Consider the following 22,800-nt stretch of genomic DNA (forward strand, 5'->3'; position numbering starts at 1 on the left):
TGATCACGCCATTAAAAGGGAGAATTGAGTCACGATGTTATTTAATTTTTTTATTCGGTAATCCTATCTGTTAAGGACGGCTCAAATATAATTGGAATATTCAATTTCTGTTGTGAATATAAGGAGCACTCTCAGCGGTTTAGAGTGATTGATTGACGATACTTGGAGGTCGATTGGGAATAATGCGGAATGGATATCGGAACATTTTGCTGTTTGTGGCAAATTTAAATAATTGAAAATCAATGATATAAAACTATAATTTATGAACCCTGTTCGATGTGTAAAAATCCAAGTATAATTTTTTCCCATACTTTTGTACTCCAAATTGAACGGACAATGGCGAAGAATTTAGTGATCGTTGAGTCACCTGCTAAGGCTAAAACCATCGAAAAATTCCTTGGAAAGGATTACAAGGTTACCTCTAGTTTTGGTCATATTGTTGATCTGCCGGCAAAGGAGTTGGGAGTAAACGTAGATGACGATTTTCAACCTGATTATATAGTACCGAAAGAGAAGAAAGAACTGGTAAAGGACCTAAAGAAAATGGCAGCAAATGCCGACTTGGTCTGGCTAGCCAGTGATGAGGACCGGGAAGGAGAGGCAATTGCCTGGCACCTGGCCAACACCTTGAAATTGGAAGAAGAAAAGATCAGGCGCATCGTGTTCCACGAGATCACCAAGTCTGCCATCGTTAAGGCGATTGAGAATCCCCGCAAGATCGATTACAACCTGGTATGGGCCCAACAGGCCAGAAGGGTATTAGACCGATTGGTTGGCTACCAACTGTCACCGGTACTTTGGAAAAAGGTGAAAGGTGGACTCTCCGCCGGAAGGGTTCAGTCTGTGGCTGTTCGCTTGATCGTAGAGCGGGAACGGGATATAGAATCGTTCAACCCGACCTCTTCTTTTAGGGTGGACGCCGAATTCCTGACCGAATCTGGAGCGAGATTCAAGGCTAAACTGCCTAAGAACCTAGAAGGACAAACTGCAGCCCAGCAATTTTTGCAGTCTAACATTGGTGCGGGCTATCAGGTAGCTGACTTAGTTAAAAAGCCAGCCAAAAAGAAACCGGCTGCACCCTTTACCACTTCAACCTTACAGCAGGAAGCCTCGCGGAAACTGTATTTCTCGGTAAGTAAGACCATGACTCTGGCTCAGCGTTTGTACGAAGCCGGTTTGATTACTTATATGAGAACCGATAGTGTAAACCTTTCTCAAGAGGCATTGAATGCAGCCAAGGAAGAGATCATAGAAAGTTACGGAGACCAATACAGTCATCCGAGACAATATAAAGGTAAGGCCAAAGGTGCCCAGGAGGCACACGAGGCCATTCGTCCAACCGATATGAGCAGGCAACGTGTCCAGGTAGATCCGGATCAGGCCCGCTTGTATGAGTTGATCTGGAAAAGAACCATCGCTTCCCAAATGGCAGAGGCTCAAATGGAGAGAACTCAGCTTCGGATCGATATTCTCAATCCGGGAAAAAATGCGCTTCAGTTCCAGGCTAACGGAGAAATGATCAAGTTTGACGGTTTCCTGAAAGTCTATATGGAAGGAACCGACATCGAAGAAGAGGAGAAGGACGGCATGCTACCTAATTTACAAGTTGGAGACAGTCTGGCTGCCAACAGTATCTCGGCCACCCAGCGATTTACGCGGGCTCCTTATCGGTATACCGAGGCCTCCCTGGTAAAGCAATTGGAGGAACTGGGCATTGGAAGACCATCTACTTATGCGCCGACCATCACTACAATCATGAACCGCAATTATGTAGAGAAGGGGACTGTAGACGGTGTAGAACGAAGCTATGTGCAAATGGTTCTTGTTGATGATGCTGTCCGTCAAAAGGAGTTGACGGAAATGGTGGGTAGCGATAAAGGCAAATTAGTGCCCACCGATATTGGGATGATCGTAAACGACTTCCTGGTGGAGCATTTCGATAATATCGTAGACTATAACTTCACTGCCAAGGCCGAAGAGGACTTTGACCACATAGCGGACGGAAAGGAGAACTGGACCGGAATGATGCGGGAGTTCTATGACAAGTTCCACCCGCAAGTTGAGGATGTCCAGGAAAATGCTGAGCGGGAAAGTGGCGAGCGTGTTCTAGGTGAAGATCCGGTGAGTGGTAAACCAGTATTGGTCCGTCTAGGGAAATTTGGGCCCATTGCCCAGATCGGTGCCCCGGAAGACGAAGAAAAGCAGTTTACCAGCTTGTTACCCGATCAGCAATTGCATTTGGTCACCTTCGAGCAGGTCATGGACTTGTTTAAGTTGCCCAAAGATCTTGGTACTTACGAAGGGGAAGAGGTGCAAGTCAGCAATGGTCGATTTGGTCCTTATGTGCGGTTTGGAAAGACATTTATTTCTCTGCCTGCCGATCTGGATCCACTGGCGGTAGATAGAGAAAAGGCCATCGAATTGATTCTGGCCAAGAAAAAGGCGGATGCACCTATATATATGTATGAAGATAAACCGGTGCAGAAGGGTAAAGGTAGATTTGGTCCCTATATCAAGTGGAACAACATTTTCATCAACGTAAACAAGAAATACGATTTCGATAATCTGAGCGAAGCCGATATCATCGAGCTGATCGAGAATAAGAAGCAGAAGGAGATCGAAAAACTGATCCAGGAATGGCCGGAAGAAGGGATCCGTCTGGAAAAGGCACGTTGGGGTAGGTTCAACCTGATCAAGGGAAAGACCAAGGTCGAGTTACCAAAGACCACCAAGGCCAATGAAATGACTCTGGACCAAGCCCAGGCTATAATTCAGAAGAAAACACCGAAAAAGAAAACACGTAAAAAAGCAGCTGCCAAGAAGAAATGATCGAATTTCTGACTCCCGTCCCCAAATCGGTGCTAGCCCACCGGGAGATTTTACCCAAGGGCGTATTGGGTAAAAAGATAAACGTCCACGCCGAAGCCGGTGTCCTGCCTGAACTCTCTGGAGTGGGACTGGCCATTATTGGAATACGCGAAAACAGGAATCACGTTGACCACCTGGGAGAAGAGGTGGATCTGACCCCTGTCCGAAAGGCCTTATATTCCCTGTATCCCGGAAACTGGGATCGATCCATAGTGGATCTGGGTGATATCTTGGCCGGAGAGCAGGTAAGCGATACCTATTTCGCGGTCAGAACCGTTCTCAATGCCCTGTTGAAGTCTAAAGTGATACCGATCATCCTAGGAGGTAGCCAGGATCTAACTTATGCGCAATACCGGGCCTACGACAAAGTGAGCCATATGGTCAATTTGGTCAATGTAGATCGCTGTTTTGATCTAGGCGATGCAGAACAACCCATTTCCAATCGGTCCTATGTGGGGAAGGTCATAGTAGAAGAGCCCTACAACCTGTTTAACTACAGTGCCCTGGGCTATCAGTCCTTTCACAATCCTCCGGCAGAGATCGCCCTAATGGAAAAACTCTTCTTTGATGCCTATCGTTTGGGAGAGTTAACGGCCGATGTCACCGTCATCGAACCGATACTGCGGGATGCAGATCTGGTCAGTATGGACGTGGAGGCTATAAAGGCTGGTGAACTCGAAGGCATGCACGATAGTCCAAACGGCTTCGATTCCCGCGAAATATGTGTGATTTCCCGCTATGCGGGTATCAGTAATCGGGTCAGTTCTTTTGGATTATACGAGATCGGGAAGATTGGAAGATCCCAGGCTGGGGCCCATTTGCTGGCTCAAGTACTCTGGTATTTCATGGAAGGGGTCAACTTCAGGGTTGCCGATGAGGACTTTGGAGACGAAAAGGCCTACACTACTTTTCGAGTCCCCGTTCACGATGAGATCCTGGTCTTTAAGAAGAGTAATAAAACCGGGCGTTGGTGGATCGAATTACCATTTATTAGCTCTGTTAATAATAAATTAAAAAGACGCACGTTATTACCTTGCACCTATGCGGAATATGTGAGTGCCACCAATCAGGAAATTCCCGAAAGATGGTATAAAGCAAGGAGAAAAAACGAGGTGTAATTGTTTGTGATAACCAGCTAAGAATAAGGGGTTTTTTACCTATTTTGTTGTTTTTTTGGATAATTATAAATAGGTTTACGTCCTGAATCTTACTAAATTTAACCTAATTACCTATGAAGAAGTTACTTGCATTTATTGCAGTAGTAGCCCTCTTGTTCAGTTGTAATTCCGGCGATCGCGGCGAATTAGTCGGGACAAAAGGGAAGAAATGGCACCCTGAAAAGCCATACGGTATGACCCTTATCCCAGGTGGATCTTTCATCATGGGTAAAGCCGACGACGACTTTGTAGCTGTAAATGACGCCCCCACAAAAACGGTTACTGTTCGCTCCTTCTACATGGACGAAACAGAGATTACGAATGCCGAGTATCGGCAGTTCGTTGAATGGGTTCGTGATTCTACAGTAAGACTACGATTAGCAATTCTGGCCGACGAGGTCGGGGCAACCCCTGGTGACGAAGGCGGTATTGGCGATTTTGCATTTGTCGATCAGGAGGATGAGGACATGACGGCGTACGAACAATACATGTACGACAACTACTACGGCCTCGGAGACGATTTTTACGAAGGACGTAAGATCAACAGGGACATTGACCTGATCTGGGATACATCCGAGTATCCTGATGAATACTATACCGAAGTGATGGATAGTATGTACATTCCTTATGAGGAAGCTTACAACGGTCAGCGGACTTTAGATGTTAATAAACTGAAATTCCAATATACCTATATGGATATTCAGGCAGCTGCTCGGGCAACCGGGAAAAGCCGCAAGGATTTCATTATCAAAGAAGAATTGGAAATTTATCCGGACACTACTGTTTGGATCAAAGATTTCAACTACTCCTACAACGAGCCCATGCACAATGACTATTTCTGGCACGAGGCCTACGGGGATTACCCGGTGGTTGGTGTGAACTGGAAGCAAGCGAAGGCTTTCTGTGCGTGGAGAACACTCTATAAGAATGCCTATCAGAAGGAACGCAAGCGTCAGCACGTGAATCAGTTCCGTTTACCTGGTGAGGCGGAATGGGAGTACGCAGCTCGTGGCGGTCTGGAATCGGCTACCTTCCCATGGGGAGGACCTTATGCCAAGAACGACCGAGGATGCTTTATGGCGAACTTCAAGCCTCTGCGCGGTGATTATGCTGCGGATCAGGCTCTTTATACAGTCGAGGCCGATGCCTACGAGCCTAACGACTACAATTTGTACAATATGGCTGGAAATGTCAGTGAGTGGGTAGCCTCTTCCTATGATGCTAACGCCTATGAGTACACCTCTACAATGAATCCTAATGTCAACGACAAGGATAACATGCGGAAGGTGGTACGAGGTGGATCATGGAAGGATGTGGCCTACTTCCTACAGGTGAGCACGCGTGATTTTGAGTACGCCGACTCCGCAAGAAGCTATATCGGATTCCGCACAGTACAAGATTACATGGGTACTGATGTGGTGTTGAACGACAAATTAGGGGACGCACGTTAAGTCTAAGCCGTCCCCCGCAAAAATCTAAATCTTAACCACTTATACTTAACTAAATCTTTTATTATGGCACAGTCTAAATCTTCCAAGAAACTGTTTAACATGGCCTACGGGCTGGGTGCCTCCATTGTAATTATGGGTGCACTGTTCAAGATTCTTCACTGGGAATTAGGTCCACTTAACGGTGGGTTACTCCTGGCGATCGGTCTGATCACTGAAGCTATCATTTTTGCTATCTCTGCTTTCGAGCCGGTAGACGACGACCTGGATTGGTCTTTGGTTTATCCGGAACTGGCGGGAGGACAAGGCAAGAAGAAAGAGGAAAAACTGGATTCTCAAGGTATGCTTTCGCAAAAATTAGATGAAATGCTCAAAGATGCTCGTATCGATTCAGAATTGATGAGTAGTCTTGGAGATAGTATCCGTTCGTTCGAAGGAGCTGCTAAGAATATGGCCCCAACCGCAGATGCAATGAATTCGACGAAGAAATACAGCGAAGAAATGGCTCTTGCTGCTGCGCAGATGGAGTCCCTGAATAGCTTGTACAAAGTACAGGTAGAGTCTACCAGTCGTCAGGCAGAGGTCAACGAGCGTGTTGTCGAGAATGCCGAGCAACTGAAGCAACAAATGGAGAACCTGACAACAAACCTTTCTTCCTTGAATGGAGTTTATGGAGGTATGTTGACTGCGATGAATCGCAACTAAGACGAACCTTTTATTAATCTTAAATAAGAAGTAAGATGGCAAAAGGAAGTCTATCTCCGCGGCAAAAGATGATCAACCTGATGTATCTGGTGTTCATCGCAATGCTTGCGCTTAACATGTCCAAAGAGGTTTTGTCGGCCTTTGGTCTGCTCAATGAGCGTCTGACCGAGTCCAACACAGCCACCACGGCTCGTAACAAGGCGTTTATTGGAAATCTCGAAGTAAAGGCGTCGGACAACCCCGACCGATATGCTGACACCAACGAGAAAGCCAAGCAGATCAATCAACTCTCTTCCCAGTTCAATTCTTATCTGGAAGGGATCAAGACCGAAATGATGAAAACGGTTCCGGCCGACGACCAGGACAATTATGAAGTTCAGGACAAGGCGGACTATCTGGATCAGAATTTCTTCCAGGGTGATAAATTATCGCCAAAAGGACAGCAATTCGTTCAGAACATCAATGACTATAAAACCGGTATGTTAGCCATAATCAATGGAAACTATACGGATATCTCTACCGATATCGAGAAGAAATTCTCTACGGCAGAGGTTACACGAAATCAGGATGGAAAGAAGGTAGATTGGCTGAAGTACCACTTTGAGGGCTTCCCACTGATCGCCTCTCGTACCAAGATCACCCAAATGCAGGCAGATGTGAACAATATCGAGAACGATATTCTATCTGCAATGCTGGAAGGTGAACAGGCCTCTGCCCTGAAAATGACCAACTACAACACCTTTATGAATGTTTCCAAAACAGCTTTCTATTCTGGAGAGACCTTTGACGGAAGCATTATGCTGGGTCGTACGGATTCTGAAACCAAGCCTAAGCGTGCAGAGTTAACTCTGGACGGCCGTGCATTGGTTGAAGGAAAAGACTATACCTTCGAAGGTGGTCAGGTTAAACTGAGCGTGAACGCCGGAAGTCCTGGCGACCACGAGATCAAAGGTACCCTGTTTTACGGGGAAGATGGAGATGAGACACCTGTAGAGGTGAGCTCAGGTTTTGCAACGATCAATAAGCCGAATTCGGCAACTATTTCTGCCGACAAGATGAACGTAGTTTATCGAGGTGTTGTGAACCCAATGACCATTGCCTTTGACGGTGCTCGTAACGTTACTGCTAATGCACCTGGTTTGTCCAAGGTTTCCGGAAGTTCATATAACATGAGCCCAGGTACTGGACGTGAAGTGACTATTAGCGTTACGGCTACTTTGCCCGACGGTGAGACCACAAGAGACCAAAAGGTGTTTAGAATCAAAGATATTCCTCGTCCTACCGGAACGATCCGCGGGGAGGATGGAGACGGTGGTGCCGTCCGTATGCAACGTGAAGGTCTGGAGATCTCTACTGTTGGAGCGGCTCTGCTGGACTTTGATTTTGATCTGAAACTAAATGTAACCGGATTTAGCTTTAAGGTATCCGGCCAGCCAACCGTGCGGGTAACTGGAAAATCCTTGAACGACCAAGCCAAGGCAGCGCTTAGAAGAGCACGTCGAGGGGAGACCGTTCAGATTTTCGATATCAATGCCAGTATCTCCGGAAATTCCGGGTACAAGCTGAAAAAGATATCGCCTGTATTTATCGAGTTGACTAATTAAGATAATTAAGGATTGTATGTATTTTAAAAATGTTGTGATATGTGGCTTGGCTATGTTGATGAGTGTCTGCGCCTTTGCTCAGCTGAACATCCTCAATGCTAAGACACCGGAGGAGATCGGTGTAAAGACCGAAGATCGGATCGAATACGATAACGATCGGCCCTTACCCTACGGTTATGTAGACGACCGTGATGTGTTATGGTCCCGGACCACCTGGGAGATCATCGACCTAGATCAGCGGGTTAATTTTCCGTTGTATTATCCTATCGACACCAACAACATTGGAGCCGACAGGCGATCGCTCTATGACGTCATTGTAAAGAACGTCAAGAACGGTCGTATAGAAAGCGTCTATTCGGATTCTTACTTTACGGAAAAGCGAACCCTCAAGGATATTGAAGCTTCATTGGTGTACAGTGATACTACAGACTTGGGTATTGAGCAATTCAATGCCGAAGGAAAAGTAGATAAGCAGTATATCCGTCGATTTACCCTGGATGCAGGGGACATCGAAGAGTGGAGAGTTCGTGGCTTCTGGTATGTGGACAAGCGCCAAGGAGAGCTGAAATATCGTTTACTGGGTATTTGCCCTGTAGCCAACGAAGCTCGATCCAAGGCCTTCCCTGATGCAGGAGACGCGAAGGTTGAATTATTTTGGGTTTGGTTCCCCGGAGCACGAGATGTGTTGCATGAGTCCAAAGCCTTTAACAACAAGAATACATCACAGCCCATATCGTACGACCATTTATTGAATTCCAGACGATTTGCCGGTATGATCTATAAAGAAGATAATGTACAGGGAGATCGCAGTGTTCAGGATTACATCAATGATAATGCACTAATGCAATTGATGGAGTCTGATCGTATCCGGGATAAGATCCGGAACATCGAGATGGACCTCTGGAATTACTAGGATAAAAATAGAATCATTTGATTCCAACCCTCTAAATTGATAGTTTAGAGGGTTTTTTTATGGATAACAGGGACTTCATAATCGTAGGAGCCGGAATAGCCGGTACAAGCCTTGCAGAGCAGCTAAGAAGACGGGGTAAAAGCTTCGTTATAATTGATTCTGGTCAAGCTACTGCGACCGCGGTAGCCGGAGGTGTGGTTAACCCGGTCGTGGTCAAGCGCCTGAATCCGGTTTGGCGGGCAGCGGAATTCCTGAAATATGCTCGGAGCTTTTACTGGGAAATGTCTCAGTCCTTAGCGATCAATTTCCTTCAGGAGCTACAACTTCATCGTCCATTTGAGCACGTTGGAGAGCAGAATAACTGGATGGCCGTTTCGGATCGACCAGATCTGGTTGAATTCCTGGACACTCAAATCCAAACCAATCGGAACTCCGGCTTGAAGGCGGATCATGGTATGGGTGTGGTTAAGGGGACCTTTAGGTTAGATACTACAACCTTATTGAATGGCTACAAGGCCTGGCTAGTAAGTCAGGACTTATTGATCCAAGAGCGTTTTGAACATGAATTACTGCGATTCGAGAGATCGAAGTGGGTTTATAAGCAATTCGAAGCCGGACGAATCATCTTTGCAGAAGGCTATCAAGTACTGAACAATCCGTATTGGCAGCTTGACGCCCTTATTCCAAAGAAAGGAGAATATCTTATTGTTCATTCCCCGCAGCTCAAACTACAGAACATGCTTAAGGGACGTTTTTTTATCATACCCTTGGGAGACGATCACTATCAGGTTGGGGCCACCTTTGCTCATGGAGACTCGACCTTGGATGCGACTGACCAAGGTACTGAGCAAATGCTCGATTATCTCAACCAAGCCCTGAAGGTGGATTTTGAGATAGTGGATCAATTGGTCGGGATGCGACCAACAGTCAGTGATAGAAGACCGCTGATCGGCAAACACCCGCAATATGAAAATATGGCCTTTCTCAATGGCATGGGCACACGGGGTTTGCTTATGGCGCCACTGGCATCCAAATGGCTATTGGATCATTTGGAATACGGGAAAGATCTGCCTGAAGAGGTGACATTAGAACGATTCCAGAATTAATACGGAATTTACGAAACCGGCGTTTTGGCCTTTTCAGGATCGTATTTAAAGAAGAAATTGATCCAGATGTTACGGGATAGTCTTAGGATCAGGGGTAACAAAACCACGAGTGTCCCTGTGATAAAGAAAAATGTATTTAGTCTGGAAAGACCCAGCATAAAAAAGGCAATTACAAAAGCCGCTACAGCGAAAGCGACCCCAACACCGTAGCTGACGTACATCGCACCATAGAAAAATGAAGGTTCGATCTTGTATTTTGTATTGCAGTGACTGCATCGCTCATGCATGTCCAGGGTTCTGTTCAGTATATAGGGATTGGATTTCTGATACATTTCACCCTCGTGACAAACAGGGCATCGCCCCTTGAAAATACTGTACAGTTTGGTCCCTTTCATCCGATTTTATTAGCTCCACAAAATTAATCATCTTTGCAGAATTCCAGCGTAACAAAAGTTACTTAATGCTCAATATTCACAAGCTCTCCATTGCCTTTCAGGGCAGTTATCTCTTTGAGGATATTACCTTTAGATTAGGTATTGGGGACCGGGTTGGCCTGGTGGGAAAAAATGGGGCCGGTAAATCGACCATGCTACGTATCATAGCAGGTGAGCAAGAATTTGACGAAGGCCAACTGGCAACCGATAAGGAGATAAGAATAGGCTTTTTAAAGCAGGACATCGACTTTGAGAAGGGCCGCAATGTTCTTCAGGAAGCCTATCTGGCGTTTGATGAAATTCTCAAGCTAGAGGAGCAACTAGCAAACATTAATACCCAACTGGCAGAACGAACAGATTACGAGAGTGAATCCTATCAGCAATTATTGGTCGATCTAAATGATGTTCAACACCAATACGAGGTGTTGGGGGGTTATACTTATCAGGGTGAAACCGAACGCATATTACAGGGGCTAGGATTCAAACGATCCGAGTTCGAAAAGCAAACAGATACCTTTTCAGGAGGTTGGCGCATGCGGATCGAACTGGCCAAGATCCTGCTACAGAACAACGATATCCTCTTGTTGGATGAGCCAACCAACCACCTGGATATAGAATCAATTCTATGGTTGGAAGAGTTTCTGAGGGGATATCCTGGTGCAGTCATGTTGGTTTCCCACGACCGAATGTTCCTGGACCAGGTAACCAACAGGACCATAGAGATCTCGTTAGGCCGTATATATGATTTCCCTAAGCCATACTCCAAGTATATGGTCCAGCGCCAGGAATTGCGGGAACAACAGTTAGCAGCTCAGAAGAATCAACAAAAGCAGATAGAACAGACCGAAAAACTGATCGAAAAGTTCAGGGCCAAAGCCTCTAAGGCCTCTATGGCTCAATCCCTGATCAAGAAACTGGATAAGATCGATCGGATCGAAGTGGATGAAGACGACAACGCGGTGATGAGTGTACAGTTTCCCGTTTCGATAAATCCGGGAAAAGTCATTTTTACAGCAGAACAGATATCTAAGTCTTACGGAGAGCTAGACGTACTATCCAATATTGATTTCCAGGTTGAACGAGGAGCCAAAATTGCCTTTGTTGGCCAAAATGGCCAGGGTAAATCCACCTTAGCCAAGATCCTTGTGGGAGAGCTGGATCACCAGGGAGACCTGAAAGTAGGACATAATGTGCAGATCGGCTATTTTGCCCAGAACCAGGCAGAGTACCTGGATGGAGACAAGACGGTAGAGGAGACCATGATAGACGCTGCCGACGAAAAGACACGTCCAAGGGTTCGTGATATACTTGGAGCATTCCTGTTCCGTGGAGAAGAGGTAGACAAATATGTACGCGTATTGTCGGGAGGGGAGCGAAATCGATTAGCATTAGCCAAGTTGTTGCTACAGCCGCTTAACGTGCTGATTATGGATGAACCTACCAATCACCTGGATATGAAGTCCAAGAACGTCCTAAAGGAGGCCTTGAGACGTTTTGAAGGGACACTGATACTGGTTTCCCACGACAGGGACTTCCTCCAGGGACTCAGCACCCGGGTCTATGAGTTCAAAGATCGCCGGATCAAGGAATACCTGGGCGATATTGATTTCTTCCTGGAACAGCGGAAAGTGGACTCGTTAAGGGAGGTAGAGAAAAGGGCGCAGCAAAAGGCTGCCAAACCTAAACAAAATGGCGGTGGAAGGGCTACTTACGAGGCACAGAAGCGTCAAAAATCCATTCAGAACAAGCTATCCAAGATAGAATCCCAGATCGACAAATTAGAAAAGGAGATAGCTGAGATCGATGTGGAATTGGCCATTAACTACGATGAAACCATAGCTCAGCCCAATTTCTTTGACAACTACCAAGCCAAAAAGCTCAAGTTGGAGGAGCTGATGAATCAGTGGGAAGAGCTCTCTGCCAGCTTGGAGTAGTTGTTTAATTTATGAGTTCTTTAACTGCCCTCCCCTGGAGCAGGTGTTAAATTTGCCCTTCACAACATTTTACCATGCGCAAAATAATACTATCCATCCTGGGTGTGGTCATTTTGATCGGGGCCATTTTTGCTGCTCAAGCCATCGTGAGCAGTAATAAAAGGGTCAGACCCAAACCACAAAAGGTTATCAAGACCGTTTTTGTGGATACCGTTAAAAATCGGGAGGTCCCAGTTGTTATTCAGGCTAATGGAAACCTGACAGCCAAGCGACGACTGGAATTGTATTCTGAGGTGCAAGGAATCTTGCAAACGGGTCGAAAACTCTTCAAACCCGGACAGAACTTTAACCAGGGAGAGATCATGATCCGAGTAGATGCATCCGAGTTTTATGCTACGGTTCAGTCTCAGAAGAGCAATCTGTACAATCAGTTGGCCGCCATCATGCCCGATCTGAGGTTGGATTACCCGGAGATTTATCCCAAATGGCAGGCCTATCTGGATAGGTTCAATATCGATAAGCCTGTTCCGGAATTACCAGAAATGGATTCGGATACGGAACGGTATTTTATCGGTGGTCGAAATATTGTTACTTCCTATTACAACATTAAAAACCTCGAACAACTACAATATTGGAGCTTCGCTTAGATGGAACATCTTTGATGGGGACGATCGGTTACAGCGGTTAAGAATGCACGGATCTTTTACGATAATCAGCAACTGATCAAAGAGCAGATCAAGCAGGAGATCAATCGGGACATCGCCAATGCAAAGGGGAACTACTTCAATGCCCTAGAGGTGTTCGAACTACAGGAGCAGAATGTGGTGACGGCTCAAGATAATTTCGACCGTTCTGCAGAGCAACTGAAGATCGGCCAGATCACCAATGTTGAGTTTCGTCAGGCCCAGGTCAATCTATTAACGGCACAGACTACCAAAAATGCCGCTATGTTTGCCGCCAAGGTGGCCGAACTCAACTATCTTCAGCTTGTCGGTCAATTACTGAATATCGATTTCTAATCATGTTAGAGCATTTCTTCTCTTGCCCTCATTGCTGGGAAACCATCTCCATGTTACTGGACCCATCCGTTTCTACCTCTTATATAGAAGACTGTGAGGTTTGTTGCAATCCCATACAGATCTCTACTCAATTCGAGGCCAATGAGTTGGTCAGTTTCCAGGCCGAAAGCATTGAACAATAATCGGCTTAGCCTTTGCTACAATTTAGATTAGTTGTATATTTGCCGTCCACATCGCGGGGTAGAGCAGTAGGTAGCTCGTCGGGCTCATAACCCGAAGGTCGCTGGTTCGAGTCCAGTCCCCGCTACAACGAAAACCTCCTCAGTGAAGCTGAGGAGGTTTTTTAGTTTACGGATGCCAAGCTCGCTTGAGCATCCGTAAACTAAAAAAGATCCAATGCGCGCTAGCGCATGGAGGTTTTGTTGTGAGCTTCCCCTATTCTGGACCAATACGAACGAAGTGAGGATTGAATCCAGTCCATTTATGTCAAGCTTGCTTGAACTCGAGGCAAAAACAAAAAACACACTTAGCGCGTAGCGCTAGGAGGTTTTGTTGTGAGCTTGCCCTATTCTGGACCAATACGAACGAAGTGAGGATTGAATCCAGTCCATTTATGCCAAGCTTTCTTGAACTCGAGGTCAAAACAAAAAACACACTAAGCGCGTAGCGCTAGGGGGTTTTTGTTGTGAGCTTCCCCTGTAAGGATGAGTCAGAGTGTAATGAGGGCTCAATCCACGTCCCCGCGGCAGCCGTAGGTTTTCGTTATAAGTAATGTCAATTCTTGACGACTTCCTAAAGCAGTCTCCTCCAAACTCGTATATTCGAATTATGCCAAGAGAAAAATCCTGGAAACAACTAATCCTCGAATTGATAGAGGCCATTTTTAAAAGTGCCGGAGGCCGGTCCACCAAAAGAACCTGGCATCAGCATGTTGTGCCTTATGAGGGTGACTGGGCTGTCCGACGCGAGGGAAATAAGCGGATTACCTCCAAACATCGCAAACAAAGCACAGCCATAAGAAAGGCAAAAAGTTTGGCCAGGAAGTACAAGGCCGATGTGATCATCCACCGGCAGGATGGAACTATCAGGGATCGGATTAGTTTTGATGATTAGCACTTGTCGAACTCAGCACTTTGATGGACTCAGTTACTGTACTTGTCCAGAAAGACACGAAGGCGAAGATTTTCTAAGCTAGTCTCTTATCTTTGCCTCAATTAACTCCCACCGCATGGACTATTTTGTCATCTCCGCCATACTGGTCACCCTGGCTGCTGTATTTGGCTATATCAACACACGCTTCCTTAAAATGCCCACCACCATCGGGCTTATGGTGATCACCATTGTATTTACGCTTTTTGTGTTCTTACTGAGTTACTACGATGACACCTTGCTCGATGCAGAGCGCTATATTATCACTCACATTGACTTCAAGACTGTTTTGTTGGATGTCATGCTTAGCTTTTTGCTTTTTGCGGGGGCACTTCACACCAATTTTGAGGAATTACGAAAACATCGATGGCCCATATTGATGTTTTCCACCTTTGGAGTGATTACATCTACTTTCTTAGTGGGGACAGCCTTGTTCTACATCTTACCATTACTGGGTATGGATGTGGCCTACATCTATTGTTTGCTCTTTGGGGCTTTGATATCGCCAACCGATCCCATTGCTGTTTTAGGGATTTTGAAGAAAGCAGGGGTACCAGAGAAGTTAGAGTCCAAAATCGTCGGAGAGTCCTTGTTTAATGATGGGGTTGGAGTAGTGGTGTTTCTCACCTTGTTCCAAATAGCTACCTCGCCTTCTGGTAGTTTTGAATGGTCGGAGATCGGCTTGCTGTTCGTCGAAGAAGTTTTGGGTGGGATTGGACTTGGATTATTATTAGGTTGGATTGCTTATCGACTCATGCGATCGATAGACGATTACGACATCGAGGTTATTATTACCCTGGCAGTGGTAATGATGGGTACTGTCATTGCCCATAAGTTTCACTTTTCGGCTCCATTGGCCATGGTAACTGCCGGTCTGGTCATTGGTAACGACAGGGTCAGGAACGAGGTGATGAGCGAACAGGTAGAAGTATATGTAGACAAATTCTGGGAGCTGATCGATATATTACTCAATACGATACTGTTTGTCCTTATCGGGATGGAGATCCTGGTATTGGAATTCGAGACTACGTATATCGAAGCAGGACTAATCGCTATACCGTTGGTTCTATTGTGTCGTTTTGTCTCGCTGTTGTTTCCTATTCAACTGTTTGCCAAGCGCCTCGATTTTGTCCCGCGTACCAATTTGATCATGACTTGGGGGGTCTTAGGGGTGGAATTTCAATCGCTCTCGCACTCGGACTGAGTAGCGAAATGTATCGTGATCTTTTCCTGGTTATGACTTATATCGTCGTGATCTTTTCTATCATTGTCCAAGGATTGACGGTTGGAAAATTAGTCCGTTACGTTCAGAAAAAAGAAGAGGTGGTCAATGCATAAAGCCGGATTTGTCAATATCATAGGAAACCCCAATGTTGGGAAGAGTACACTGATGAATGCCTTGGTTGGTGAACAATTGTCAATTATCACCAATAAGGCCCAAACCACCAGACACAGAATCTTGGGTATTGTGAGTGGTGAAGATTTCCAGGTCGTACTATCCGACACCCCAGGAATCATTAAACCGGCCTACGATCTGCAGAGCAGTATGATGGAATTCGTGAAGTCCGCCATGGATGATGCCGATATACTGATCTACATGGTCGAATTGGGTGAAAAACAGCTGAAGGATGAGGCTTTCTTCGAGAAGATCCGCAGTTCTAAGGTTCCAGTGCTACTATTACTCAACAAGATCGATACCGGAGATGAGGGACGCCTTGCCGAGGCAGTATCCCATTGGCAACAATTGGTTCCGGATGCGGAAGTGTATGCCATTTCAGCGCTGAATAAGTTTGGCGTGCAGGAGGTCTTTAACCGTATTTTAGAATTACTACCAGAATCTCCTCCGTTCTATCCTAAGGATCAGTTCACGGACAAACCCGAACGTTTCTTTGTCAATGAATCTATACGTGAAAAGATCCTTTTGAATTATAAAAAGGAGATTCCATATGCGGTTGAGGTCGAAACAGAAGAGTTCTTTGAATCCGACGATATCATCCGGATCCGATCGGTCATTATGGTCGAACGGGAGTCTCAGAAAGGGATTATCATTGGGCACAAAGGCTCTGCGCTTAAGCGGGTGGGGATGCAGGCCCGTAAAGACCTGGAGAAGTTCTTCGGTAAGCAGATCCATTTAGAACTTTATGTCAAGGTGAATAAGAACTGGCGCAGTGATCAGAGGCAGTTGAGACGTTTTGGCTACAATGGTTGATTCAAACAGTCACCCTATTCTTGAAATTAGGGAGTTAATTCTTGAATTGAATGGGCATGATCCTGGGTCTTTAGGATGTGATTTTATCAAATCGTAGATTGCCCCCGGTAGGGGAATAGGGGCCCCAAGGTAGAAATCGTGATTCGTTTTTGGTGAACTGTTATTCTATTCACTTAAATTTCGACTCACGACTCACGACTCACGACTCACGACTCACGACTCACGACTCACGACTCACGACTCACGACTCACGACTCACGACTCACGACTCACGACTCACCCTCCAGGGTCTTCTTCATAAAATCAAAAAGCCGATTAATCTCCTCTTTTCCGGCCAATCTCCCCATGCGTCCGGCAAAGTAAAGAACGAACCAAGCGATTATCAACAATCCCATTATGGTCAATTGCAATGCAAATGATTCCTCAAGGGAATAATTACTGTAAGCCCATGCTCCGGCAACGATGAAGAGTGTTGCAACAACAAAATGAAGGAACATAAACATGGTCCAGACAGCTGGTTTTGGTCCAAAAAGACCTCGTAACTGACTGATTCCCTCTTCAAAACTGCTGATTTCCATTTCCAATTGTGGAGACCAGTAGTGTTGTTTGGTTTTTGGAAAACGGACGAAGACATGATCGTCTAATCGAGTGACCACAAATTCATCTTGGTTTTGGCCCGCCTTTTCCATTGCAGATAGATAGTGTTCTTTGTCTCCGGGTAATTCATAATTGAACCGGGGCCTTAATGCGATATCAGATTTGCGTTCCAAATGGGCCATATGGCCTTCAAGCTAAAACAAAATTTTGGATGTGATCATGATATTACTCAGCCCTTGGTCTGCCAATTATCGCCTACTATAGGGTTCATCTACACAGGAAGTCCTATTTTTGCAACCTAAACCTGCCTTATGAGCATAGTTGCCATCGTTGGTCGACCTAATGTGGGAAAATCGACATTCTTTAACCGCCTGATCCAGCGCCGGGAGGCTATAGTAGATAGCGTCAGTGGGGTGACCCGAGACCGTCATTACGGGAAAAGTGATTGGAACGGCAAAGAGTTCTCACTGATCGATACCGGAGGTTATGTTGTTGGTAGCGATGACATTTTCGAAGAAGAGATCGATCGGCAAGTAGAATTGGCCATAGACGAAGCAGACGCCATCTTGTTCATGGTGGATGTGGAGAATGGGGTCACAGGTATGGACGAAGAAGTCGCCCAACTATTAAGGCGCAGTAAGAAGCCTGTATTCCTGGTTGTGAACAAAGTAGATGCGGCCAATCGGGTACACGATGCTGTTGAGTTCTACTCTTTGGGATTTGAAAAGTATTATCCCATTTCCAGCATCAACGGTAGTGGATCTGGAGACTTGTTGGATGATCTGGTGCAGGTATTACCAGAAACCCAAGAAGACGAAGAGTCAGATTTGCCTCGCTTTGCCGTAGTTGGTCGACCCAATGCCGGGAAATCTTCATTCATAAACGCCCTGATTGGAGAGGAACGTTTTGTGGTCACCGATATTGCAGGAACGACCAGAGATAGTATCGATACCAAATACAACCGCTTCGGATTTGAATTCAACCTGGTTGATACAGCGGGAATCCGACGGAAGAGTAAGGTGAAAGAAGACCTGGAATTTTATTCGGTCATGCGCAGTGTCCGGGCCATTGAACACTGCGATGTGGTCATCCTGGTCTTTGATGCGACCAGAGGGTTTGACGGACAGGTGCAAAATATCTTTTGGCTTGCACATCGAAACAACAAAGGGGTAGTCATATTAGCCAACAAATGGGATCTTGTAGAAAAGGACCACAAGACGACCAAGGAAATGGAGGCCTATGTCAAAAAGCAGTGTGAACCCTTTACAGATGTACCTATCGTATTCATGTCTGCCCTCACCAAACAACGAATTTACAAAGCCATTGAAACAGCGGTCGACGTCTATAAGAACCGTTCCAAGCGGATTAAGACTTCCAAACTGAACGATACCATGCTTCCTCTTATTGAAGCCACTCCACCGCCTGCTTATAAGGGAAAGTATGTGAAGATCAAGTTCTGTACCCAGTTGCCGACTCCCTATCCATGCTTTGCATTTTTCTGCAACCTACCGCAATACTTAAAAGATCCGTACAAACGTTTCCTGGAGAACCAACTTCGAAATCAATTCGATTTCAACGGGGTGCCCATTACGATCTATTTTAGGAAGAAATAGGATTATAGGGACTCCTTGATCTTTAAGAGTTCAGACTTGATGCCCTGTAGTTTACGGATCAAATCGAACTTGTCCAATGTTCCTTTTTTGTGCTGCTGTAAATGGACCTTTGCGCCTTCCAGAGTGAAGCCGCGTTCTTTTACCAGATGATAGATCAGTTCCAGGTTTCGGATATCTTCGGGAGTGAACTTTCTGTTTCCCTTGGCGTTCTTCTTGGGCTGAAGTATATCAAACTCCTTTTCCCAAAAACGGATGAGTGAGGTATTCACGTCAAACGCCCTGGCTACTTCGCCAATTCCGTAATATCGTTTTTCGGGCAGTTCGACTTGCATGATATTCTAATCCAACGATGGTCTTTCTTGCTGGGATTTTCGCAGCAATTCGGCAAATTCCTCCGGAGTTAAATTACCGTAGTAAAAGTTAATCGGGTTAACTTTCTTCCCATCCTTCCAGATCTCATAATGCAGGTGAGGAGCAGCAGAACGTCCGGTGTTTCCAACAAACCCAATTAGATCTCCGCGCTTGACCTTTTGCCCTTTCTTGACGTTGTATTTGTATAAATGGGCATAAAGGCTCATGTATCCAAAACCATGATCGATCCTAATGTGACGTCCAAAGCCGGTGGCTCTGGCGTCTGCTCTGGTGACAACACCATCACCCGAAGCGTAAATAGGGGTGCCGGTTGGGGCGGTGAAATCCATTCCATAGTGGAATTTCCGTGCTTTGGTAAACGGATCAATCCGGTATCCGTAACCGGAGGCCATCCGGGTCAAATCTTCGTTGTTCACCGGCTGAATGGCCGGGATGGCAGCCAAGAGTTCTTCTTTGTTGCTGGCCAGCTCGGTAACTTCGTCCAGAGACCTCGATTGGATGACTACTTGTTTGGTCAAAACATCTAGTCTTTGAGCCGTACTGATGATAAGATCAGAACTCTCGTAACCCTCTAAGTCCTGGTACCGGTTAATACCTCCAAAACCAGCTTTGCGCTGTTCGTCAGGAATTGGATTTGCTTCGAAGTAAACACGGTATATATTGTTGTCTCTGTCTGCCAGTTCGTCCAATACTCCTTCTGCCATCTGCATTTTACGGTTCAGTCGATCGTACTGGAATTCCATATTGCTCAATTCCCGTTTTAACGCCTTTTCACGAGGCGTTTGGATATAGGGGAGATTGAGGTAGATTACCAATAGTAAAAAACCACTGAGGATTACACCTAGCAGGCTCAGGAAGATAAACCCGATTTTTCGACCCTTTTTCGGGGCTATTTTTCGATAGGAGAGGGTCTCACTATCGTAGTAATATTTAACCTTAGACATACGTTAAAAAGTCCTATTTTTGCGGTCGATGGTGGTGTTCAGCAGTAAGTTAACGCGCGGCAAAGATAGAAATTGTTCTGCTCTTCAATCCATTAGACCACAACAGACTTCGTAAGTTATGAAATCCAGTGAAATCCGGTCCCGGTTTTTAGAATATTTTAAGTCCAAACAGCATCAGATCGTACCCTCGGCACCCATGGTGATCAAAGACGATCCAACCTTGATGTTCACCAATGCGGGGATGAATCAATTCAAGGAGTTTTTCTTGGGCAACAAGCTTAGTAAGCATCCCAGAATAGCTGATACCCAGAAGTGTTTACGTGTTTCCGGAAAACACAACGATCTGGAAGAAGTGGGAATGGATACCTATCACCATACCATGTTCGAGATGCTTGGTAACTGGAGTTTTGGGGATTATTTCAAAACTGAGGCCATTAGCTGGGCCTGGGAGCTGTTGACGGAAGTCTATGGTATCGATAAAGATCGATTATATGTAACCGTATTTGAAGGGGATAAGGAATCTGGTCTGAAACGAGACGATGAGGCCTCTGACGAGTGGAAGAAGCACATTGCCCAGGAACGTATCCTGGACGGCAGTAAGAAAGACAACTTCTGGGAGATGGGCGATCAGGGGCCATGTGGTCCAAGTAGTGAAATCCATGTGGATATTCGACCAGACGAAGAGCGTAGCAAAGTTGATGGGAGCGAACTCGTTAACCAGGATCATCCGCTGGTAGTGGAGATCTGGAATCTGGTCTTTATCCAATACAACCGCAAAGCGGATGGCAGTTTGGAGGCCCTTCCGGCCAAGCACGTAGATACCGGGATGGGTTTTGAGCGACTCTGTATGGTGTTACAGGATAAGAAGAGTAATTACGATACTGATGTATTTACTCCACTAATCCGTGAGATAGAAGCCATCAGTGGTAAGAAATACGGCAAGGACGAAGAGACCGACATAGCTATACGTGTGATTGCGGATCATGTGCGGGCAGTTGCCTTTTCTATTGCCGATGGACAATTACCAGGAAATTCCGGCGCGGGATATGTGATTCGTAGAATCCTGAGACGCGCCATCCGTTACGGATACACCTTCCTAGGTTTAAAAGAGCCTTTTATCAATGAATTGACACCAATACTGGCCAGTGAGATGGGGCAAACCTTTCCTGAACTGGAAAAACAAAGAGACCTGCTGGTCAATGTGATCCGGGAGGAGGAAGCCTCATTTTTAAGAACCTTGGATCAAGGGTTGATCCTATTGGAGCAAGTTATCACCAATGTGGGCAACAAGCCGGTTTCAGGAAAAAAGGCCTTCGAGCTTTACGATACTTATGGGTTCCCTATTGATCTGACCGCTCTTATACTTAGAGAGAAAGGTCTTGAACTTGATCGGGAGGGCTTCGATGCCGAATTGGAAAAGCAAAAAGAACGATCTAGGGCAGCCGCCAAGGTGGAGACAGGAGATTGGACTATCCTGGAAGATGACGATGAAGAGGAGTTTATCGGTTATGATACATTGGAGGCCAAGGTGCGAATAACCCGTTACCGTAAGGTAGAGACTAAAAAAGATGGTGAGTTGTACCAGTTGGTTCTTAACATGACACCTTTCTATCCCGAAGGGGGTGGACAGGTAGGTGATCGCGGTTTCCTGGAGGCCTCAAACGGGGAAGTTGTTTATATCATAGACACAAAGAAGGAAAATAACCTGATCATCCACATGACCAAGAGCATGCCCAGGGATGTCCAGGATAGGTTTAGAGCGGTGGTCATGAAAGAGCACAGAGACAGATCGGCCTCTAATCACTCTGCTACCCACTTGCTGCACCAAGGGTTGAGAGAAGTACTGGGAGATCATGTTACCCAAAAAGGGAGTATGGTCCATAACAAAGGACTTCGTTTTGATTTCTCTCACTTCGCTAAGCTGACAGAAGAAGAATTGAGACAGGTAGAGGACTTCGTAAATGCTCGTATTGCTCAGGCCCTGCCCCTGGAGGAACAGCGAACCATTCCATTTCAGCAGGCATTGGATCAAGGAGCTTTGGCCTTATTCGGAGAGAAATATGGAGATGTGGTCCGAACCATTCGCTTTGGCAGTTCCATGGAGCTTTGCGGAGGAACCCATGTTCAGAATACTTCCGATATCTGGCACTTCCTAATCACCTCAGAATCTGCAATTGCCTCTGGCGTTAGAAGAATAGAGGCCATTACAGGCCCGGTAGCTAAGAATTACTTTATCGATCATTCAAAGTCCTTCGAGGAAGTAAGAAAAGCATTGAATAATTCTCCGGATCCGGTCAAGGCCATCCGTTCCCTACAAGACGAGAACAATGATCTTCAAAAGCAAGTTCAACAATTGCTTAAAGAAAAGGCCAGTGGCCTTAAAGATGGACTTAAGGGACAGGTCAAACAGATCAACGGCGTCAATGCACTGACCGCCAAGGTCGACCTGGATGCAGCCCAGATGAAAGACCTCGCTTTCGAATTGGGGAACGATTTGGATGACTTATTCCTTTTAATGGGTTCCACCGTTGGAGGAAAGGCTCTGCTAACCTGCTATATCTCCAAGAACCTTGTAGAATCTAAAGGCCTCAATGCAGGTCAGATCGTGAGGGAATTGGGTCGTCATATTCAAGGTGGAGGAGGAGGTCAACCCTTCTTTGCGACCGCTGGTGGTAAGAACCCGGATGGAATCGATTCGGCACTGGCAGCTGTTTTTGAATATTTATAA

Annotated in this window: 19 protein-coding genes, 1 tRNA gene and 1 pseudogene; 17 read left to right on the forward strand and 4 right to left on the reverse strand. The window is 45.9% G+C overall.

All coding sequences use genetic code 11. The features are described from left to right. Positions 1-336: 336 nt before the first annotated feature. From topA to BST85_RS00840, 7 genes are all read left to right on the forward strand, one after another. The gene (topA, locus tag BST85_RS00810) at positions 337-2,829 is read left to right on the forward strand and encodes a type I DNA topoisomerase (protein ID WP_104811523.1); all 2,493 of its coding nucleotides are present in this window, start codon (positions 337-339) and stop codon (positions 2,827-2,829) included. After that, positions 2,826-3,986: a formimidoylglutamase gene (locus tag BST85_RS00815; RefSeq protein ID WP_104811524.1), complete on the forward strand. Its 1,161-nt coding sequence runs from the start codon at positions 2,826-2,828 to the stop codon at positions 3,984-3,986. Before topA ends, BST85_RS00815 begins: the two co-directional genes overlap by 4 nt. 113 nt (positions 3,987-4,099) lie before the next feature. After that, a complete protein-coding gene (porK, locus tag BST85_RS00820) occupies positions 4,100-5,476 on the forward strand; it encodes a T9SS ring complex lipoprotein PorK/GldK (RefSeq protein ID WP_104811525.1) in 1,377 nt (458 codons plus the stop codon). A 63-nt stretch (positions 5,477-5,539) separates the two neighbouring features. After that, a complete protein-coding gene (gene porL / locus BST85_RS00825) occupies positions 5,540-6,178 on the forward strand; it encodes a type IX secretion system motor protein PorL/GldL (RefSeq protein WP_104811526.1) in 639 nt (212 codons plus the stop codon). 35 nt (positions 6,179-6,213) lie between these two features. After that, positions 6,214-7,782 carry a type IX secretion system motor protein PorM/GldM gene (gene porM, locus BST85_RS00830; RefSeq protein ID WP_104811527.1) on the forward strand — a complete coding sequence of 523 codons (1,569 nt, stop codon included), beginning with the start codon at positions 6,214-6,216 and terminating at the stop codon, positions 7,780-7,782. A 16-nt stretch (positions 7,783-7,798) separates the two neighbouring features. Further along, a complete protein-coding gene (porN, locus tag BST85_RS00835) occupies positions 7,799-8,695 on the forward strand; it encodes a type IX secretion system ring subunit PorN/GldN (protein WP_104811528.1) in 897 nt (298 codons plus the stop codon). Between the two features lie 59 nt (positions 8,696-8,754). Further along, entirely contained in the window at positions 8,755-9,801 is a 1,047-nt protein-coding gene (locus tag BST85_RS00840; RefSeq protein ID WP_104811529.1) for an NAD(P)/FAD-dependent oxidoreductase, read from the forward strand. 8 nt (positions 9,802-9,809) lie between these two features. On the opposite strand, the gene BST85_RS00845 is transcribed toward BST85_RS00840, so the two are convergent. Beyond that, positions 9,810-10,196, reverse strand: a complete 387-nt coding sequence (locus BST85_RS00845; RefSeq protein WP_104811530.1) for a DUF983 domain-containing protein — start codon at positions 10,194-10,196, stop codon at positions 9,810-9,812. A 65-nt stretch (positions 10,197-10,261) separates the two neighbouring features. Between BST85_RS00845 and BST85_RS00850 the strand changes: the two genes are divergently transcribed. The 8 genes and pseudogenes from BST85_RS00850 to era all read left to right on the forward strand — a co-directional run bounded on the left by BST85_RS00850 (position 10,262) and on the right by era (position 16,546). Then, a complete protein-coding gene (locus BST85_RS00850; protein WP_104811531.1) occupies positions 10,262-12,169 on the forward strand; it encodes an ABC-F family ATP-binding cassette domain-containing protein in 1,908 nt (635 codons plus the stop codon). A 74-nt stretch (positions 12,170-12,243) separates the two neighbouring features. Next, on the forward strand, positions 12,244-12,816 hold the full coding sequence (locus tag BST85_RS14415) for an efflux RND transporter periplasmic adaptor subunit (protein ID WP_245917605.1): 573 nt from the start codon (positions 12,244-12,246) through the stop codon (positions 12,814-12,816). Positions 12,817-12,966: 150 nt separating this feature from the next. Next, positions 12,967-13,188 carry a hypothetical protein gene (locus BST85_RS14420; protein WP_483860580.1) on the forward strand — a complete coding sequence of 74 codons (222 nt, stop codon included), beginning with the start codon at positions 12,967-12,969 and terminating at the stop codon, positions 13,186-13,188. A gap of 2 nt (positions 13,189-13,190) precedes the next feature. Then, complete coding sequence (locus BST85_RS00860; RefSeq protein WP_104811532.1) at positions 13,191-13,370, forward strand: zinc ribbon domain-containing protein; 180 nt, start codon at positions 13,191-13,193, stop codon at positions 13,368-13,370. Positions 13,371-13,422: 52 nt separating this feature from the next. Then, positions 13,423-13,495 (forward strand) — tRNA-Met (locus tag BST85_RS00865). 521 nt (positions 13,496-14,016) lie between these two features. Beyond that, positions 14,017-14,301, forward strand: coding sequence for a DUF2188 domain-containing protein (locus tag BST85_RS00870; RefSeq protein WP_104811533.1), 285 nt, complete (start codon positions 14,017-14,019; stop codon positions 14,299-14,301). Positions 14,302-14,416: 115 nt separating this feature from the next. Continuing rightward, positions 14,417-15,675 (forward strand): annotated as a pseudogene (locus BST85_RS00875) (cation:proton antiporter). Next, the gene (era, locus tag BST85_RS00880) at positions 15,668-16,546 is read left to right on the forward strand and encodes a GTPase Era (protein ID WP_104811534.1); all 879 of its coding nucleotides are present in this window, start codon (positions 15,668-15,670) and stop codon (positions 16,544-16,546) included. The pseudogene BST85_RS00875 and the gene era overlap by 8 nt, the downstream one beginning before the upstream one ends. Before the next feature lie 269 nt (positions 16,547-16,815). On the opposite strand, the gene BST85_RS00885 is transcribed toward era, so the two are convergent. Continuing rightward, positions 16,816-17,325, reverse strand: a complete 510-nt coding sequence (locus tag BST85_RS00885; RefSeq protein ID WP_245917606.1) for a GTP-binding protein — start codon at positions 17,323-17,325, stop codon at positions 16,816-16,818. 129 nt (positions 17,326-17,454) lie between these two features. Here BST85_RS00885 and der point away from each other — a divergent pair, with 129 nt between their 5' ends. Further along, positions 17,455-18,756: a ribosome biogenesis GTPase Der gene (gene der / locus BST85_RS00890; RefSeq protein WP_104811535.1), complete on the forward strand. Its 1,302-nt coding sequence runs from the start codon at positions 17,455-17,457 to the stop codon at positions 18,754-18,756. Between the two features lie 2 nt (positions 18,757-18,758). Here der and BST85_RS00895 read toward each other — a convergent pair whose 3' ends face one another. Together BST85_RS00895 and BST85_RS00900 are read right to left on the reverse strand one after the other, a co-directional pair. After that, positions 18,759-19,088: a MerR family transcriptional regulator gene (locus BST85_RS00895; RefSeq protein ID WP_104811536.1), complete on the reverse strand. Its 330-nt coding sequence runs from the start codon at positions 19,086-19,088 to the stop codon at positions 18,759-18,761. Between the two features lie 6 nt (positions 19,089-19,094). Beyond that, positions 19,095-20,072: a M23 family metallopeptidase gene (locus BST85_RS00900; RefSeq protein ID WP_104811537.1), complete on the reverse strand. Its 978-nt coding sequence runs from the start codon at positions 20,070-20,072 to the stop codon at positions 19,095-19,097. Between the two features lie 118 nt (positions 20,073-20,190). Here BST85_RS00900 and alaS point away from each other — a divergent pair, with 118 nt between their 5' ends. Beyond that, positions 20,191-22,800, forward strand: coding sequence for an alanine--tRNA ligase (alaS, locus tag BST85_RS00905; protein WP_104811538.1), 2,610 nt, complete (start codon positions 20,191-20,193; stop codon positions 22,798-22,800).

The sequence above is a fragment of the Aureitalea marina genome (genome assembly GCF_002943755.1).
Taxonomy (GTDB): Bacteria; Bacteroidota; Bacteroidia; order Flavobacteriales; family Flavobacteriaceae; genus Aureitalea; species Aureitalea marina.